The organism is Micromonospora sp. NPDC051141, assembly GCF_044455765.1.
GTDB lineage: Bacteria > Actinomycetota > Actinomycetes > Mycobacteriales > Micromonosporaceae > Micromonospora.
Window position 1 is genome coordinate 500172 of the sequence record NZ_JBITFD010000003.1, and the last position, 17184, is coordinate 517355.

Annotated in this window: 11 protein-coding genes; 7 read left to right on the forward strand and 4 right to left on the reverse strand. The window is 75.0% G+C overall.

Going from position 1 to position 17184, the window contains the following annotated elements:
- Window positions 1-75 precede the first annotated feature (75 nt).
- Window positions 76-2748 (forward strand): nitrate- and nitrite sensing domain-containing protein, encoded by a 2673-nt coding sequence (locus ACIA6B_RS07580; protein WP_396771954.1) that lies wholly within the window; start codon window positions 76-78, stop codon window positions 2746-2748.
- 5 nt (window positions 2749-2753) lie between these two features.
- Entirely contained in the window at window positions 2754-3167 is a 414-nt protein-coding gene (locus ACIA6B_RS07585) for a roadblock/LC7 domain-containing protein (RefSeq protein WP_199199713.1), read from the forward strand.
- Window positions 3168-3260: 93 nt separating this feature from the next.
- Here ACIA6B_RS07585 and ACIA6B_RS07590 read toward each other — a convergent pair whose 3' ends face one another.
- Window positions 3261-4751, reverse strand: coding sequence for a GH1 family beta-glucosidase (locus tag ACIA6B_RS07590; protein WP_396771957.1), 1491 nt, complete (start codon window positions 4749-4751; stop codon window positions 3261-3263).
- A gap of 838 nt (window positions 4752-5589) precedes the next feature.
- Between ACIA6B_RS07590 and ACIA6B_RS07595 the strand changes: the two genes are divergently transcribed.
- The 3 genes from ACIA6B_RS07595 (at window position 5590) to ACIA6B_RS07605 (ending at window position 10395) form a co-directional block, all read left to right on the forward strand.
- Window positions 5590-8487, forward strand: coding sequence for a glycoside hydrolase family 48 protein (locus tag ACIA6B_RS07595; RefSeq protein ID WP_396772091.1), 2898 nt, complete (start codon window positions 5590-5592; stop codon window positions 8485-8487).
- A gap of 345 nt (window positions 8488-8832) precedes the next feature.
- Window positions 8833-9714: a phosphatase PAP2 family protein gene (locus ACIA6B_RS07600; RefSeq protein WP_396771958.1), complete on the forward strand. Its 882-nt coding sequence runs from the start codon at window positions 8833-8835 to the stop codon at window positions 9712-9714.
- A gap of 9 nt (window positions 9715-9723) precedes the next feature.
- Window positions 9724-10395 carry a maleylpyruvate isomerase N-terminal domain-containing protein gene (locus ACIA6B_RS07605; RefSeq protein WP_396771959.1) on the forward strand — a complete coding sequence of 224 codons (672 nt, stop codon included), beginning with the start codon at window positions 9724-9726 and terminating at the stop codon, window positions 10393-10395.
- Window positions 10396-10517: 122 nt separating this feature from the next.
- Here the strand turns inward: ACIA6B_RS07605 and ACIA6B_RS07610 are convergent, their stop codons facing one another.
- Together ACIA6B_RS07610 and ACIA6B_RS07615 are read right to left on the reverse strand one after the other, a co-directional pair.
- Window positions 10518-11402 (reverse strand): DUF1028 domain-containing protein, encoded by an 885-nt coding sequence (locus ACIA6B_RS07610; protein WP_396771960.1) that lies wholly within the window; start codon window positions 11400-11402, stop codon window positions 10518-10520.
- Between the two features lie 220 nt (window positions 11403-11622).
- Window positions 11623-12834 (reverse strand): low temperature requirement protein A, encoded by a 1212-nt coding sequence (locus ACIA6B_RS07615; protein WP_396771961.1) that lies wholly within the window; start codon window positions 12832-12834, stop codon window positions 11623-11625.
- 143 nt (window positions 12835-12977) lie between these two features.
- Between ACIA6B_RS07615 and ACIA6B_RS07620 the strand changes: the two genes are divergently transcribed.
- Together ACIA6B_RS07620 and ACIA6B_RS07625 are read left to right on the forward strand one after the other, a co-directional pair.
- Complete coding sequence (locus ACIA6B_RS07620; RefSeq protein ID WP_396772092.1) at window positions 12978-13958, forward strand: LLM class F420-dependent oxidoreductase; 981 nt, start codon at window positions 12978-12980, stop codon at window positions 13956-13958.
- A gap of 1 nt (window position 13959) precedes the next feature.
- The gene (locus tag ACIA6B_RS07625; RefSeq protein WP_396771962.1) at window positions 13960-14760 is read left to right on the forward strand and encodes an SDR family oxidoreductase; all 801 of its coding nucleotides are present in this window, start codon (window positions 13960-13962) and stop codon (window positions 14758-14760) included.
- 24 nt (window positions 14761-14784) lie between these two features.
- Here the strand turns inward: ACIA6B_RS07625 and ACIA6B_RS07630 are convergent, their stop codons facing one another.
- Window positions 14785-17157 (reverse strand): transglutaminaseTgpA domain-containing protein, encoded by a 2373-nt coding sequence (locus ACIA6B_RS07630; protein WP_396771963.1) that lies wholly within the window; start codon window positions 17155-17157, stop codon window positions 14785-14787.
- Window positions 17158-17184: the final 27 nt, after the last annotated feature.

Sequence of the window (17184 nt, forward strand, 5' to 3'; positions counted from 1 at the left end):
GCGTTGACACCGCCCGCCGGCCTGGTTGGATGGATCCCGCTCCCCGGCGTGGTGGAGTCGGACGAGGAGGCAAGCGTGGGCGCAGGTCCCGACCCGGTTCGCGGCGCGGCCCCACCGCCGCACCGGCGGCGCTCCGGGTTCCGGCTGCGGGACTGGCGGCTGAGCACCAAGCTCGCCACGGTGCTGGTGATCCCCTCGGTGGCGTTCCTGGTGCTGGCCGGCGTGCAGACCCGGGGGCTGGTGGGGCAGACCACGACGTTGAGCGACTTCGCCGAGCAGGTCGGCATCGGCCGGCAGATCACCGCCGTGGTCGACCGGCTCCAGCAGGAGCGGGACCGCTCCGCCGGTGAGCTGGCCGCGTTGCGCCGCTCCGGCACCGGCGCCGACCGGGACGCCGCGGTCGCCGCGCTGCGGCCGTTGCAGGAGGCCACCGACCGGGCGGTGGACGAGTTGCGGACCGCGGCCGAGCCGCTGGCCGACGCGGACGCCGCCTGGCGGGTCTCCTACGCGGAGGCGCTGGAGGCGTACGACCAGGTGGTGAACATCCGGGCCGCGGTGCCGCCCGCGGTGCTCTCCGGCGACACCGTGCTCGGCAACTACCACCGGGCCGTCGCGGCGCTGCTCAACCTGCTGGCCGAACCGTCGCCGGGGGACGGGGAGCGGGCGCTGACCGAGGCGGTGCTGCGGTACGTGCAGCTGGCCCGGGTCAAGGAGCTGTCCTCGCGGATCCGCGCCGAGCTGTACGCTGCCGCACGCGCCGGCCGGTACGAGCCGGACGCCCAGGTGACGCTCAGCGACCTGCGGGCCCAGCAGCTCACCGCGTTGGGCGCGTTCCGGGTGGCGGCGACCGCCGACCAGATCCGCCGCTACGACCGGACGTCGGTCGATCCGGCCTTCGTCACGGCCACCCGGCTGGAGGAGCGGACGCTGCCCACCGGCGAGGCGACGCCGGCGCTGCTGTCCGCGCCGCAGTGGTGGGCGGCCACCGAGCAGCGGCAGGAGCTGTTCCGCCAGTTGGAGAGCGAGATCGTCGACGACGCGGTGGGCCGGGCCGACGACGCGAGCGCCCGGCAGTTGCGCGAGACGCTGCTGGTGGCCGGCGGCATCGTCGCGGTGCTCCTGGTCGCCGTGCTCATTTCCCTGCTGGTGGGCCGGTCAGTGGCCCGGGCCATGCGCCAGTTGCGCGGCCAGGCGTTGCGCATCGCGCAGGTGGAGCTGCCGATGACGCTGGAGCGGCTACGGGTGGTGGACCGTCCGGTGAACCGCATCGACGTGCCGCCGGCGGTGATCGACTCCCAGGACGAGCTGGGCGAGCTGGCGGAGGCGTTCGTGGCGGTGCACCGCAGCGCGGTGGACGTCGCGGTCGAGCAGGCGATGATGCGCCGCAACGTGAACGCCATGTTCGTCAACCTGGCCCGGCGCAGTCAGGTGCTCGTCGAGCGGCAGTTGGAGCTGCTGGACGACCTGGAGCGTGAGGAGAGCGACCCGGATCAGTTGGAGAACCTGTTCAAGCTGGACCACCTCGCCGCCCGCATGCGCCGCAACGACGAGAGCCTGCTGGTGCTCGCCGGCTCCGAGTCGACCCGGCGGTGGAACCGCCCGGTGGGGCTCGGCGCGGTGCTGCTGGCGGCGAGCGCCGAGATCGAGCAGTACCAGCGGGTGCGCCACGAGAACCGGGCCGGCCTGCACGTGGTCGGGCACGCCGTGGGTGACCTGGTGCACCTGTTCGCGGAGCTGCTGGAGAACGCCACCGCGTTCTCCCGGCCGGACACGGCGGTGCGGGTCGTGGTCGGGCCGGACGGACCGGGCGCGTTGGTGGAGATCGTGGACCAGGGGCTCGGCATGAGCCAGGCCGCGCTGGCCGAGGCGAACGCGGTGCTGGCCGCGCCGCCGGCGGCCGACGTGTCCGCCTCCGAGCGGATGGGCCTGTTCGTGGTGAGCCACCTCGGCGCCCGGCACGGGGTTCGGGTGCGGTTGCGCGCCGGCCGGGAGGGCCTGGTGACCCAGGTCCGGATCCCGGGCGTCCTGTTGGCCGAGGCGCCCGCGCCGGGGCTGGACCCGCCGGTGCCGGCGCGGATGCTGACCGGCCAGGCCGCCGCGGCGTCCCGGTCGCTCGGCGCGGCGACCGCCGAGTTGCCGGTGGCCGGTCGGCACCCGGTGTCGCCGCTGCTCCGGCCGCAGCCGGGTCCGTCGCCGCAGCCGGGCCAGTCGCCGCAGCCGGGCCAGTCGTCACAGCCGGGCCAGTCGTCACAGCCGGGCCAGCCGTCACAGCCGGCGTTGCCGGTGTCGCCGTTGACCGGCCGGCCGCTCGGCGACGTGGCGGAGCCGGCGCCCGCCGCCGCGCCGGCGGGTGCGCCCGCCGGCGCGCCCCGCGTGGCCCCGCGACCCCGGCCGGTGCCCGGCCGGGCCGAGGACGTGCTGGCCCCGGCCGTCGGGGCGGCGGCCGGCGGCGGCTGGTTCACCCGCCAGGGACCGACGTCGTCGGTGCTCGGTGTGACGCCGGCGCCGGCCCGGACGCCGGTCACCGGGGGGACCAACGAGCGCGGCCTGCCGGTACGCGTGCCGATGGCCCAGCTCGCCGCGGTCTCCTCGCCGGCCGGGCCGGACCGCGCGGCGGTACGGCACGAGCCGGACCCGGAGGCGGTCGGCGGTATGCTGTCCCGCTTCTACGGCGGGGTGCGCCGGGCCGAGGCCGAGGAGACGACCGAGATGTACCTGCCGCGTGACGAAGGGGGACGACGACAGTGACGACGTTGAGCCAGGAGGCACGGGACCTGAGTTGGTTGGTGAACGCGTTCGCCGAGCGGGTTCCGGGTGTGGCGCACGCCGTGGTGGTGTCCTCCGACGGGCTGCTGGTGGCGATCTCCGCGCACCTGCCGCGGGACCACGCGGACAAGCTCGCCGCGGTTACCTCGGGCCTGATGAGCATCACCGCGGGCGCGGCCCAGATGTTCGACGGTGACATCGTCAAGCAGACGGTGGTCGAGATGGGTCGCGGCTACTTCCTGGTGATGCAGATCCGGGACGGTTCGATCCTGGCCACGCTGGCCGGCGGTGACGCCGACATCGGTGTGGTCGGCTACGAGATGGCGCGGCTGGCCAAGCAGGCCGGCGAGATGCTCACCCCGGCGCTGCGGGCCGAGCTGCAACAGGCGCTGCCGCGCTGAGCCGAACCAGGCGCTGCCGCGCTGAGCCGAACCAGGCGCTGCCGCGCCGGCCGGGCGCCCGACCGGCGAGGTCGCCGGCCGGGCCACGCCCGCCTAGAGCCCGTTGCGGCGGATCACGTCGCGGTACCAGTGGGCGCTGCGCTTGAACACCCGCCGCTGGGTCGGGTAGTCCACGTAGATCAGGCCCCAGCGCTCCTCGTACCCCTCGTTCCACTCGAAGTTGTCCATCAGCGACCAGACGTGGTAGCTCTCCAGCGGCACCCCGTCCCGGATGGCCCGGTGGGCGGCGGCGAAGTGGTCGCGCAGGAAGGCGACCCGGCCGGCGTCGTCGATGGTGCCGTCCGGGCCGGGAGCGTCCGGGCAGGGCAGGCCGTTCTCGGTGATGGTGATCGGCACCCGGCCGTAGTCGCGGGTGACCCGGGTCAGCGTGTCGTACAGGCCCTCGGGGTAGATCTGCTGCCAACCGGCCTCGGAGGTGGGCCACTTCTGGATCGTGTCGCCGCTACCGGTGACGTAGATCGGGGTGTAGTACTGCACCGCGAGCAGGTCCACCGGGCTGGAGATGATCTTCAGGTCGCCGTCCCGGATGCCCCGGACCATCCGGCTGCCCGCCCCCAGGTCGGCCAGCACGTCCCCCGGGTACTCGCCCTTGAAGACGGAGTCGAGGTAGAGGCGGTTCTCGTAGCCGTCGTAGAGCCGGGTCGCGGCGGCCGACTCGGCGGTCTCGTCGGCCGGGTAGCAGGGGTGCAGGTTGAGCGCGGGGCCGATGCGTCCGGGCACGCCGGAGGCGCGCAGCGCCTGCACGGCGAGGCCGTGGGCGAGCTGGAGGTGGTGGGCGACCAGATACGCCGCCGCCGGGTCGCGGTGGCCGGGGGCGTGGTGGCCGGTGAGGTAGCCGTTCTGCACCACGGTCTTCGGCTCGTTGATGGTCAGCCAGACGGGCACCCGCTCGCCGAGCGCGCGGAACACCGCGTCGGCGTAGTCGGCGAAGCGCTCGGCGGTGTCGCGGTTCTCCCAGCCGCCGTCGTCCTGGAGCGCCTGGGGGAGGTCCCAGTGGAACAGCGTGGCCATCGGCGCGATGCCGCGCTCGTGCAGACCGTCCACGATCCGGCGGTAGAAGTCGAGGCCACGCTGGTTCGGGCGGCCGGAGCCGTCGGCCTGGATGCGCGGCCAGGAGATGGAGAACCGGTAGCTGCGCAGCCCCAGGTCGCGCATCAGGTCGAGGTCCTGGGCGTACCGGTGGTAGTGGTCGGCCGCGACGTCGCCGGTGTCGCCGTTGCGGGTGCGTCCCGGGGTGCGGCTGAAGGTGTCCCAGACGGACTCACCCCGCCCGTCCTCCTTGGCGGCCCCCTCGATCTGGTACGCGGAGGTCGCCGCGCCCCAGCCGAAGTTGGGCGGGAAGCGCAGCCCGCGGTCCGGCTCCGAGTCGGTGCGCCGCTCGGGTGGGCTGTCGCAGCCGCCGAGGGCGGTGGTGGCGGCGACCCCGGTCGCGGTGGCACCGGCGAGCCCGGTCCGGACCGCGCCGGCGGCGCTCGCGGACAGGGCGGCGCGGCGGAGCAGGCGCCGTCGGGTGAGTAACGACATGAGGCTTCTCCTCGAAGTGACGGGCCGCCCGGGGCCGGGAGCGCTCCCAGCATAGGCCGGAGGCGGCCGGCCTCGAATCCGGCGGTCGCGGCGCGGGCGGCGGCGCGGCCGGCGGGCGGCCGGAATGGGGTGGGCGGGTGTCGCTCGGGGGCTGGGGCGAGCGGCGAGAGTGGGGCAGATAGCGAGAAAGGCCGTCCGGGTGGCGTGTCACGCCTGTCCCGTCGGCCTCTTTTGCCGTCGACAACGGGGGTTTAGTGTGGGGACGGGGGAGGGCAACCCCCGTCCCCACCGAGATGCACACACGCACGATTGGGAATTGGCGTCCGTCGTGCGTGTCGCGCGGGAGCCGGGCCACGCGAGTGGCTCTGGTTCCACCTCCCTCCGTTTGGCGGGTGAGGGCCGGCGGCGGCGTCCGGGCTGGTTCGCCGCCGGCCACTGGGCCGGTACGCCGGGCACGGGTGTCCCCGGCGACTCAGTAACTTACATGTCCGTCGATGGAAGCGCTCCCATCGGCGATGCTGCGACTGTAACGCCCGTCACGGCTTTGTGAAAGCCCCTAAACGAGATCGAAACATGGACGTGGGTATCTGCCCTGGACATTGTGGTGGGAGCGCTTCCATGGCACACTCTCGTCACGCGACGAGGAGCCAACTCCCGCGAGCGCGGGCCGCCGAGGGCACCCGGACATCCGGTGCGGCGCCCCGATTCCCGGCACGACCGGGACGACCACCTTTCCGGACGCCTCCGTCCCCCCGCGTACGCCCGTCGACGCGTGGAGGCGCCCCGCCGGGGCCCCGGCCCCGGCCCGGTCCGAGGAGACACCGCCCACATGAGACTCATGGCCAGACGTCGCCGCACGGCGATGCTCGCCGCCACCGCCCTCGCCATCGGCGGGGTGACCCTGCCCGCGAGCGCCGCCCAGGCCGCTCCCGCCTGCGACGTGACCTACGCGACCAGCGAGTGGAGCACCGGGTTCACCGCCACCGTCACCATCAAGAACCTGGGTGACGCGCTGAACATCTGGTCGCTGAAGTTCGCGTTCCCGAACAGCAGCCAGCGCGTGACGCAGGGCTGGTCGGCCAAGTGGAGCCAGAGCGGCAGCGACGTGACCGCGACCAACGAGTCGTGGAACGGCAGCCTGCCCACCGGCGCGTCCACCAGCATCGGCTTCAACGGCACGTTCAGTGGCAGCAACCCGAAGCCGACCGCGTTCACGCTCAACGGGGTCGCCTGCAACGGCGCCTCCAGCAACCAGCCGCCGTCGGTCTCCCTCGGTGTGCCGGCGGGCCCGTTCACCGCGCCGGCGGACGTTCCGCTGACCGCCACCGCGAGCGACGCCGACGGCACCATCAGCAAGGTCGAGTTCTACCGCAACGGCCTGCTGGTCAACACCGACACCACCGCCCCGTACGGCTACGACCTGCTGAGCCTGCCGGCCGGCAGCTACACCGTGCAGGCCAAGGCGTACGACAACGCCGGCGGCACCGCGATCGCGGAGAAGTCGTTCACGGTCGGCGCGGCCACCGGGCCGAAGCTGGTCGCCACCCCGTCGGCGGTCAGCGTCGACGAGGGCGGCAGCGCCAGCGTCCGGTACACGCTCAGCGCGGCGCCCACCGCCAACGTCCCGGTGACGCTCGCGGTGACCGGGGACAGCGACATCACCGTGTCGCCGGCCTCGCTGACGCTCACCCCGAGCAACTGGAGCACCGGCGTCACCGCCACCGTCTCCGCGGCGGAGGACGCCGACACGGTCGGCGGCACCGCCACCATCGCCGCGTCGGCGACCGGTGTCGCGGGGGTCTCGGTGGTCGCCACCGAGATCGACAACGACTCCCCGGGTGGCGACAACGCCTACATCAAGAAGTTCCTCGACCAGTACGGCAAGATCAAGAACTCGGGCTACTTCAGCCCCGAGGGCGTGCCGTACCACTCGGTCGAGACGCTGATCGTGGAGGCGCCCGACCACGGGCACGAGACCACCTCCGAGGCGTTCAGCTTCTGGATCTGGCTGGAGGCGCAGTACGGCCGCGTCACCCAGAACTGGAGCCCGTTCAACAACTCGTGGACGGTGATGGAGAAGTACATCATCCCGTCGCACGCCGACCAGCCCACGGCGGGCTCGGCGGGCACCCCGCAGTACGCCGCCGAGTACAACCTGCCCAGCCAGTACCCCTCGGCGTTGCAGCCCAGCGTCCCGGTCGGACAGGACCCGCTGCGCTCGGAGCTCCAGTCCACCTACGGCACCGGCGACATCTACGGCATGCACTGGCTGATGGACGTCGACAACACCTACGGCTTCGGTCGCTGCGGCGACGGCACCACCAAGCCGGCCTACATCAACACGTTCCAGCGGGGCACCCAGGAGTCGGTGTGGGAGACCGTGCCGCAGCCGTCCTGCGACACGTTCAAGCACGGCGGCCAGTACGGCTACCTCGACCTGTTCGTCAAGGACAGCGGCGCCCCGGCCAAGCAGTGGAAGTACACCAACGCGCCGGACGCCGACGCGCGTGCCGTGCAGGCCGCGTACTGGGCCCTGACCTGGGCCAAGGCGCAGGGCAAGGAGGCCGACGTGGCGGCCACCGTGGCCAAGGCCGCCAAGATGGGCGATTACCTGCGGTACGCGATGTTCGACAAGTACTTCAAGAAGATCGGCAACTGCGTCGGCGCGTCCACCTGCCCGGCCGGCAGCGGCCGTGACTCGGCGCACTACCTGATGTCCTGGTACTACGCCTGGGGCGGCGCGTACGACACGTCGCAGAACTGGTCGTGGCGGATCGGTTCCAGCCACAACCACTTCGGCTACCAGAACCCGCTCGCAGCCTGGGCGCTGACCAACGTGCCGGAGCTTAAGCCGAAGTCGTCCACCGCGGTCTCCGACTGGACCAAGAGCTTCGAACGGCAGCTGGAGTTCTACACCTGGCTCCAGTCCGCCGAGGGCGGCATCGCCGGCGGCGCCACCAACAGCTGGGACGGCAGCTACGCCCAGCCGCCGGCCGGCACCGCCACCTTCTACGGCATGTTCTACGACGTCGACCCGGTCTACAACGACCCGCCGTCGAACCAGTGGTTCGGCATGCAGGCCTGGTCGATGCAGCGCATCGCCGAGCTGTACCTGCAGACCGGCAACGCCAAGGCCAAGGCGCTGCTGGACAAGTGGGTCCCGTGGGCGATCGCCAACACCACCACGGGCGCCAACTGGTCCATCCCGTCGGACCTGAAGTGGACCGGTCAGCCGGCCAACTGGAACCCGAGCAGCCCGCAGCCGAACACCAACCTGCACGTCGAGGTGACGGTCAAGGGGCAGGACGTCGGCGTCGCCGCCGCCTACGCCCGCACGCTCATCGCGTACGCCGCCAAGTCCGGCGACACCGCGGCGAAGAACACCGCCAAGGGCCTGCTGGACGCGCTCTCGGCGGCCGCCGACACCAAGGGCGTCTCGATGCCGGAGAAGCGCGGCGACTACAAGCGCTTCGACGACGTCTACAACGCCACCGACGGTCAGGGCCTCTACGTCCCGCCGGGCTGGACCGGGAAGATGCCGAACGGTGACGCGATCGCCGCCGGCAAGAGCTTCCTGGACATCCGGTCCTTCTACAAGAACGACCCGGACTGGCCGAAGGTGCAGGCGTACCTGAACGGTGGCGCCGAGCCGGTCTTCAACTACCACCGGTTCTGGGCGCAGGCGGACGTCGCCATGGCGTACGCCGACTACGGGACCTACTTCCCGCAGGGATGAGATGACGACTCCTCCGTGGGCGGGTGAGGCCCTGCCCACGGAGGAGGTCGACCCGGCCGATGGGGGAACGGAGCGGCCGGGTCGGCGGACGGCCTGACGCCCACGGTCAGGCCGGGTGGGCCGGCCGTCCGGCCGACGCAGCGGACGGACCGGCCCACCACTCCGCCCGGGGCGACCCATGGCGCGAAAAGGCACCGAAAAATCAGCGCCCCACGGGATCACATCCGTGGCGCGGACGGAGTAACGTATTTGTCGGAGAGGCCGCTCCCCCCGTGGCGGCCTCTCCACTATTTTTTGCCCGGCCTCCACCGCGCGCCGCCCCGGCCCGACCGCTAAGTTGTCCGGGTGCGGGAGACGGCGAGGGGTTGGACGGCGGTCTGGTTGGTCGTACTGGCCTTGGTCCAGACGGCCGCCTTTCTGGTGGTGTGGCGGTTCGCCGTGCACACCGAGCTGGGGCAGTGGCTCGACACGGTCGCCCTGACCGGCAACCAGATCGGCCAGGACCGGGTCGACGGGCCGGTGGACACCATCCTCAACGCCATGTCGGTGGTGTCGCTGCTGGCCGCGACCGCGGTGATCGGCTTCATCGCGCTGATCCGGGGCCGCAAGGCGCTCGCCGTCACCGCCACGCTGTTGATCGCCGGCGCGAACGTCACCACCCAGGTGCTCAAGTACGTCCTCACCCGACCCGAGTTCGGCGTCGACCCGGAGCGGGCCGCCGCCGGCAACAGCCTGCCCAGCGGGCACACCACGATCGCGGCCTCGGTGGCGGTCGCGCTGATCCTGGTGCTGCCCCGGCAGTTGCGGGTCGCGGGCGCGTTCCTCGGCGCCGGCTACGCCGCCGCCGCCGGGGTGGCCACGCTCTCCGCCGGCTGGCACCGGCCCAGCGACGCGGTCGCCGCGTACCTGCTGGTCGGCGCCTGGGCCGCGGTGGCCGGGCTGGTGCTGCTGGTCTTCCAGCGGGAACAGGCCGTGGTGGAGCCCGGCGACGCGCACCGGCTGGCCGCCGCCGTGCTCGGCGTCGGCGGCGCGGTGGCGCTGCTGGCCTCCGCGGTGGCGTTGTCCTGGCTGGTGGACCGGTCCACGGTCGCCGTCGAGGAACTCGGCCGCCGTCCGCTGTTCATCGGGTACGCGGGCAGCGCGGCCGGTATCGCCGGCACGATCGCCGTGGTGGCCGCGCTGGTGCTCGCCCTGGTGCACCGGCTGGTGCCCCGCTGGAAGGGCTGACGCGGCCCGATGGAGCCGGTACGGGCCGCGTTCCGCGACGAGTGCGAGCGGCTGGAACGGGTCCTGCGCGGGCTCGACGAGGCGGCGCTGGACCGGCCCACCCCGTGCCCGCCGTGGCGGGTCCGGGACCTGCTGGCCCACGTACGCACCGGCGCCGGCCGGCTGGCCGGGATGCTGGCCGAGCCCGCACCGCCCCGGGCCGAGGTGACCGCCGCCGGGTACTTCGACGCGGCCAAGTTCGCCCCCGCGGTCGACCGGGACCGGATCGACGGGGCCCGGGCGGCGGCCCGGGAACTGCCCGGCGCGGCCGACGTGGCCCGGGAGTTCGGCCGGGCCTGGCGGGCCACGGACGCGGCGGTGGCCGCCGAGCCGCCCGACCGGGTGGTCCGCACCCGGCACGGTGACGCGATGGCGGTGACCGATTTCCTGCGTACCCGCGTGGTGGAGGTCGCGGTCCACGGCCTGGACCTGGCCGACGCGCTGGACCGGCCGCCCTGGACGGGCCCGACCGCGGCGGCCGTGACGGTCGACGTGCTCACCGCCGGGCGACCGGTGCCGGAGTGGCTCGGCTGGGACGCGCTCACGGTGCTGCGCAAGGCCACCGGCCGGCTGCCGCTGACCGACGCGGAGCGGGCGGCGCTGGCGGCGGCCGGCATCCGTCGACTCGCCTTCGGCGGCTGAGCCGGGTCGCCCGAGCGCCGACGCCGGTCGGCCGGTCCCGTGGGCGCCGGTCGGCCCGTCCCGTCGGTGCCGGTCGGCTGGTCCCGTTGACGCCGGTCGGCCGGTCGCGGGGTGGGCTGGGGTCAGCCGGTCGCGGGCGCCGGCCCGGCGGTCCCGTCGGCACCCGACCGGTCGGCCGCGCCGCGCCGCAGGTGGTCCAGCACGATCGGGTCGATCCGGCCCGGCACGAAGCGCTCCTCCAGGTTCTCCAGGCCGGACCAGGCGGCGAGCGCGTCGTCCAGGCCGGCCGGGCCGACCGGGTGCCCGGCGGCGGCGAGCAACTCCGCCACCTCGACGGCGAGCGGCCCGGTGAGGTCGCGCAGCGTGGCCGGGTCGGGCCGACCGAAGATCATGGTGTGCAGGCCGAGCAGGCGGCGCAGCTCGGTGACCGGGTCCGGATGGTCGTCCACCCGCAGGTCCACCAGTTCGTCGCCGGTGCCGGCGTACCCGCCGTGGCGCTGCACCACCAGCAACGCGGCGCTCTGCCGGCCGCGCCGGTCGCCGCCGGCCCGGTCGCCGGCGGTCAACGCGGCGAGCAGCCGCTGCGGGAACGGCAGATCGACGCCGGTGAGCCAGGCGTCGCGTAGCGCGTCGATCACCTGCGGGCCGCTCAGGATGTTGCCCTGCGCGGCCCAGCCGTCGCCGGCCTGGCCACCCGCCCAGGGGTGACAGCGTGGCCCGGTCCAGGTGGCCCCGGCCCCGGCGGCGCCGACCACGGCGAGCTGCCGGTCGTCCCGCCCCGGGTCGGCGGCGACCAGCCCGGCCACCGTGTCGGCGGCGGTGACGCCGGTGCGCAGCAGCGCGAGCGCCTGGGCCCGGTAGGCGAGGTTGGCGTGCGCCTGGGTGGCGACCGCCCCGACCCGTGCCTCGGCGGCCGGCACCAGCGCCCCGGCGGCGAGGAACCGGCTGGCCACGGCCACGCCGTGCAGGTGCCCGTCGGCGGAGCGGGCGACGAGCGAGAACGTCACGCGCGGATCGTAGCCCGGCGGCGGGCATGGCGTCCGCACACCGGCGGGAGGCGGCGGACGCGGCCGGCCCGGCGACGCGGGCGGGCGGACGGCGGTGCGGGCGCGGGCGGACGGCGGTGCGGGCGCGGTCAGAACAGCGGTGCGGGCGTGGTCAGAACGGCGGTGCGGGCGCGGTCAGAACGGCGGTGCGGGCGCGGTCAGAACGGCGGTGCGGGCGCGGTCAGAACGGCGGTGCGGGCGCCTCCGGCGGTCGGCCCCAGGCACGCCGGAGGTCGGCCACCGCCACCGCCGCCAGCACCACGACCGCGTACCCGGCCGCCACCAGCAGCGGGACGCGCACCAGCAGCGGCACGGGCAGCAGCAGCGCGGCGATCGCCACCAGCCGGGACGGGGAGACCCGGCCGAACACCTCGTACTCGAAGCGGGCCCGGCCGGCCAGGAACAACGCCGGCCCGCCCAGCGCCACGGCGAGCCACGCCAGCTCGTTGTGCCCGCCGGGGTGCTCGACGGCCAGCTCGTAGCCGATCGCGGTGGCCACCACGCCGACCACCATGACCAGGTGGGTGTCGGCGGCGGAGCGGCCGATGGTGGCCGGGTGCTCGGCCCCGGTCACCGCCTCGCCGAGGATCTGCCCGGCCCGCTGCACGTAGATCCGCCACAGCAGCACGGACGTCGCCAGGGCGGCGGAGAACGCGACGATGCTCTGCCAGCCGCCCGGCGAGCGGGTGAACGTCAGGCCGGCGACCAGGATCGTCTCACCGATCGCCACGAGAAAGATCTGCTGGTACCGCTCGGCCAGGTGCCGGCCGTGGATGTCCCAGCGCGAGATGGTCGAGCGGCCCAGCCCCGGCACCGGCCAGCCGAACCGGTTGCCGAGATACTCCACCACCAGCGCGGCGCACCAGAGCACCACCCGGGGGTTGGTGGGCAGCACCGCGCCGGCGAGCCAGAGCACCCCGGAGACGACGTACGTGATCAGCATCCGCAGCTTCAGCCGGCGGTACTGGATCCGGCGCAGCACCAGCAGGAGGATCGCCGAACGGCCGACGTTCGCCACCACGTAGGCGACGGCGAACGCCAGGCCGGCCCCGCTGAACGCGCGGGGGATCGCCACCCCCATCACCATCGCCGACACCAGGGCGGTGATCACGATGACCTGCAACCACAGGTGGTACGGGTCGTAGCGGCTGGTGGTCCACGCGGTGCCCTGCCAGAGCATCCAGAGCGCGACCAGCAGCAGCAGCGTCTTTCCGCCGCCGGTCACCGCCGCCCAGGTGGTCTTGCCGCCCTCCAGCGCCAGGTCCTCGAAGGCGCGTGCGGAGATCCGGGTCAGCGCGAACACGTAGACCAGGTCGAAGAACAGCTCCAGGAACGTGGCCCGGTCGCTGTCGCCGTCGTCCGAGCGCAGCGCGGCGGGCTCGGCGACCCTCACCGCCGTGCCCCGTCCACGATCGCGTCCACCCGGCAGTCGTAACACCCCCACCGGCCGCGGCGGCGCGGATCGGTCGGATCGCCCCCGATCTTGCTCCGGCGGTGCCGGGCGGGCACGATCGACGGGTGACGAACCGATGGGGCATGACCGTGCCACTGGGCGGCGTGCCGCTCACCGACCACGCCGAGGTCTACGCGACGCTGGAGCGGGCCGGGTTCACCGACGTCTGGTCGTCCGAGGTGGCCGGGACGGACGCGTTCACCCCGCTCGCGCTCGCCGCCGCCTGGACGCCCCGGCTGCGCCTCGGCACCGCGATCACCCCGGTCTTCACCCGAGGGCCGGCGCTGCTGGCGATGAGCGCCGCCGCGCTGGCCGAGGCCGCGCCGGGCCGCTTCGCGCTGGGCGTCGGCGCGTCCTCGCCGGTGCTGGTGCGGGACTGGAACGCGGTGCCGTTCGACGAGCCGTACCGGCGGACCCGGGACGTGCTGCGTTTCCTGCGGGCGGCGCTGCGCGGCGAGACCGTCGACGGGGCGTACGACACGTTCACGGTCCGCCGGTTCACCCTGGAACGCCCGCCGGCCGTGCCACCGCCGGTGCTGCTGGCCGCGCTGCGCCCCGGCATGCTGCGGCTCGCCGCCGCCGAGGCCGACGGGGTGATCCTGAACTGGCTCGCCGCCGACGACGTGCCGACCGCGCTCGCCGAGCTGGGTCAGCGCCGCCCCGGCTTCCAGGTCGCCGCCCGGATCTTCGTCTGCCCCACCGAGGACGCCGCGTACGCCCGCGCGCTGGGCCGCCGCCTGATCACCGGCTATCTCACCGTGCCCGCGTACGCCGCCTTCCACCGCTGGCTGGGCCGGGAGGAGACACTCGGCGAGATGTGGCGGGCCTGGGCGGCGGGGGACCGGCGCGGAGCCGCCGCCGCGGTGCCCGACGACGTGGTCGACGCGCTGATCCTGCACGGCTCACCCGAGCGGTGCGTGGCCGCCGCCCGCCGGTACGCCGCGCACGGCGTCGACGTGCCGGTGCTGGCGGTGCTGCCCACCCCGGAGACGACCGAGGGCGGCGCGACGGCCTGGGCCGACCTGCTGCCCCGGCTCGGGGCCGGCGCCGAGGACGGGAGCTGAGATGAACCTGACCGACCGGGTGGTGGTGATCACCGGCGGGGCCGGTGGCATCGGCGCGGCGCTGGGCCGCCGCTTCGCCGCCGAGGGCGCCGCCGCCGTGGTGCTCGCCGACCTGGCCGCCGACGCGGCCCGCGCGGCGGCCGACGCGATCGGCCCGGTGGCCGCCGGCGTCGGGCTGGACGTCACCGACGAGGCGGCGGTCCGCGCGCTCGTCGACGAGACCGAACGCCGCCACGGCCGGATCGACCTGTTCTGCGCCAACGCGGGCGTCGCCACCGGTGGCGGCCTCGACGCGTCCGACGCCGACTGGGACCGGGCCTGGCGGGTCAACGTGCTCGGCCACCTGCACAGCGCCCGGGCGGCGCTGCCGGGAATGCTGCGCCGGGGTCAGGGCCACCTGCTGCTCACCTGCTCGGCCGCCGGCCTGCTGACCGCCGTCGGGGACGCGCCCTACACCGCCACCAAGCACGCGGCGGTCGGCCTCGCCGACTGGCTGGCCATCACCTACCGGGACGCCGGCATCCGGGTCAGCGCGCTCTGCCCGCAGGGCGTGGACACCCCGATGCTCGCCGACGGGCTCGCCGAGGGACACCTCGGCGCCCGGGTGATCGCCGCGTCCGGCGCGATCCTCACCCCCGACCAGGTCGCCGACGCGGTCGTCGCCGGGCTGGCCGAGGAACGGTTCCTCATCCTGCCCCACCCGGAGGTCGCCGACTACGCCCGCCGCCGCGCCGAGGACCCGGACGGCTGGCAGGCCGGCCTGCGCAAACTCGTCCGCAAGCTGCGCGCCGCAGGCTCCTGACCGGCCCGCGCCGACCCGAAGACGTCAGCGCCGCCAGCGCAGCGGCCCGGGGTGAACCCGCCACCACAGCCGCCGCCAGCGTGGCCGGGCGTCGCGCAGCGCCGCCCCGTACGCGGTGGCGAGCGTCGCCGCCCGGTCCGCCTGCTGCCCGGTGGTGCTGCCCGGGGCGAAGGCCACCTGGTTGACCAACCCGGCCAGCTCGCCGACGTCGACACCGGACGCCTCGACACCGGACGCCTCGACACCGGATGCCTCGACGCCGGATGCCTCGACGCTGGACGCATCGACGCCGGGCGCCCGGTCGCCGGAAGCCCTGGCGCCGGCCGGCGACACACCGGTCGCCGCGCGGGCCTCGGCCAGCGCCCGCCGGGCCCGCTCGGCGACCTCCGCCGCCGCCAGGTCCAACCCGACCGGGCGGCCGGCCAGCCGCAGCGCGTCGGTCAGCTCCCGCCACGCGCCGGCGACCCGCTCGCCGGGAGCACCCCGGTCCAGCCGGGACCGGCTCAACCGGCGGCGCGTCGCGGCCAGGGCCGCCAACACCGCGCCGACCACCAGCAGCAGACCGCCGACGCCGCCACCCACCAGCACCGGCGTACCCGGGCCGCCGCGGGCCCGGTCCGGCGCGGACGCGGCGGCCGGGGGAGAGGCCGAGGGCTGCTCGGTCGGCGCCGGCACCTCCGACGGTGGCGGCTCCTCCGGCTGCGGCCGGAAGTCCTCCTCCACCGGGCGGGGCGCGGAGTCCGGGCGCGGCATCGGATCGAACGACACCCAGCCGACGCCGTCGAACAGCACCTCCGGCCAGGCGTACGCGTCGGCGGCCCGCACCGGCCCGTCCCCGTTCGGCGCGAACCCCACCACCACCCGGGTGGGTAGCCCGGCGAGCCGGCCGAGCACCGCGAACGCGGCGGCGAACTGCTCCGAGGTGCCCCGCTGCCCGCCGCCGTTGCGCGGCCCGAACAGGAAGAACGTCAGATTCGGGTACGCGTGCCCGCTGGGCGCGTCCGCGGTCACCCGGTAGTGCTCGGCGAGGAACGTGGCGATCGCGTCGGCCCGCGCGTACGGGGCGCCGTTGGCCTCGGCGAGCTGGGCGGCCAGCCGGCGCAACTGCTCCGGCGCCCCGTCCGGCACCCGCAGCACCCGCGCCACCGCGTCGCCGGCCGGCACGTTCGCGGTGCTCACCAGGTTCACATCCGGGCGCTCCCGCACCGAGGACACCTCGTACCGCAGCCCCGGCACGAGCCCCTCCGGGCGGATCAGCGTCCCGCTCGCCGGGTCGTACGCCACCCGCGCGCCGCCCACCTCGCGAGGCGTCGGCACCGCCGGCAGCAGCCGCCCGGTCAGGTCGCCCACCGTGATCTCCTGGCGCACCGCCTCGGTGGTGGCCCCCGGCGCGGGCTCGACCGCCGGCAGGATCCGCCCCGCGTTGCGGTACGTGGCCCCGACCCGCCAGGTCACCCCGTCGTAGTCGCTGAGCACCGCCAACCGGATCCGAGGTGGCCCACCCTCGGCCGGCCCGACGACCGTGCGCACGTCGAGCAGCCGCTGGTCCGGGTTCAACGCCCAACCCGAGATCCGGATCAGCGGGTTCTCGTCCAGCGACTCCACCTGCGGCGGCTCCACGTAGCGGCGCGGGTCGACCGGACGCGCGTCGACCTGACCGGCGACCACCGGCGCGAGCAGCGCGGCCAGCGCCACCACCAGGGCCAGGCCGGCCGCGCTCGCCGCGGCCAGCCGCAGCCGCACCGCCGCGCGTACCGCCGGGGTGAGCCCGGCGACCGGGTCGGCGTCCGCCGCCGGGTCGGGCCGGCGTCCCGGCGCGGCCAGGCCGATCGCCGCGACGGCCGCGAACAGCACCGTCGGGCCGACCGCCGGTTCCGCGTTCGGCCCGACCACGTAGAGCGCGCCGGCGTAGAGCAGCGCCGGCGGCAGGTACCCGGCCAGCACCCGGCCGGCCCGCAGCGCCACCTCGGCGGCGGTCAGCCCGGCCAGCCAGGCGGCCACCACCGGGACCAGCACGGTGTCCGGCGTCGGCTGCACCGGGATCATCGCGGTCAGCAGCCGGGGGATCGCGTTGCGGGCGGCGTCGGCGGCCACCTCGCCCAGCCCGCCGGGCAGCGCCGCGTGGCTCGCCGCCAGCCGCAGCGACAGCAGCGTCCAGCCGGCCAGCGCGGCCACCGACAGCGGCGCCACCAGCCACGACGCCAACCGTCGGGCGGCCACGCTGACCAGCACCGAACCGACCGCCGCGCCGACCATCAGCCGGGTCAGCAGCGGATCCGCGTACACCCGGCCGAGCACCACGCCGGCGAGCGCGACCAGCACCACCAGCGCCACCGGCACCGGCGCCGCCCGCAGCGCCCGGACCACCCTCTCCCGGGCCGGCGTCCCGGTCACCACCGGCGGATCCCGTCCCACCCGGCGGCG

Excerpts from the sequence above, each read along its gene's own strand:
- ACIA6B_RS07625 (WP_396771962.1), top strand. The coding sequence starts at position 13,960 with ATGAACCTGACCGACCGGGTGGTGGTGATCACCGGCGGGGCCGGTGGC.
- ACIA6B_RS07620 (WP_396772092.1), top strand. The coding sequence starts at position 12,978 with ATGACCGTGCCACTGGGCGGCGTGCCGCTCACCGACCACGCCGAGGTC.
- ACIA6B_RS07605 (WP_396771959.1), top strand. The coding sequence starts at position 9,724 with ATGGAGCCGGTACGGGCCGCGTTCCGCGACGAGTGCGAGCGGCTGGAA.
- ACIA6B_RS07590 (WP_396771957.1), bottom strand. The coding sequence starts at position 4,751 with ATGTCGTTACTCACCCGACGGCGCCTGCTCCGCCGCGCCGCCCTGTCC.
- ACIA6B_RS07595 (WP_396772091.1), top strand. The coding sequence starts at position 5,590 with ATGGCCAGACGTCGCCGCACGGCGATGCTCGCCGCCACCGCCCTCGCC.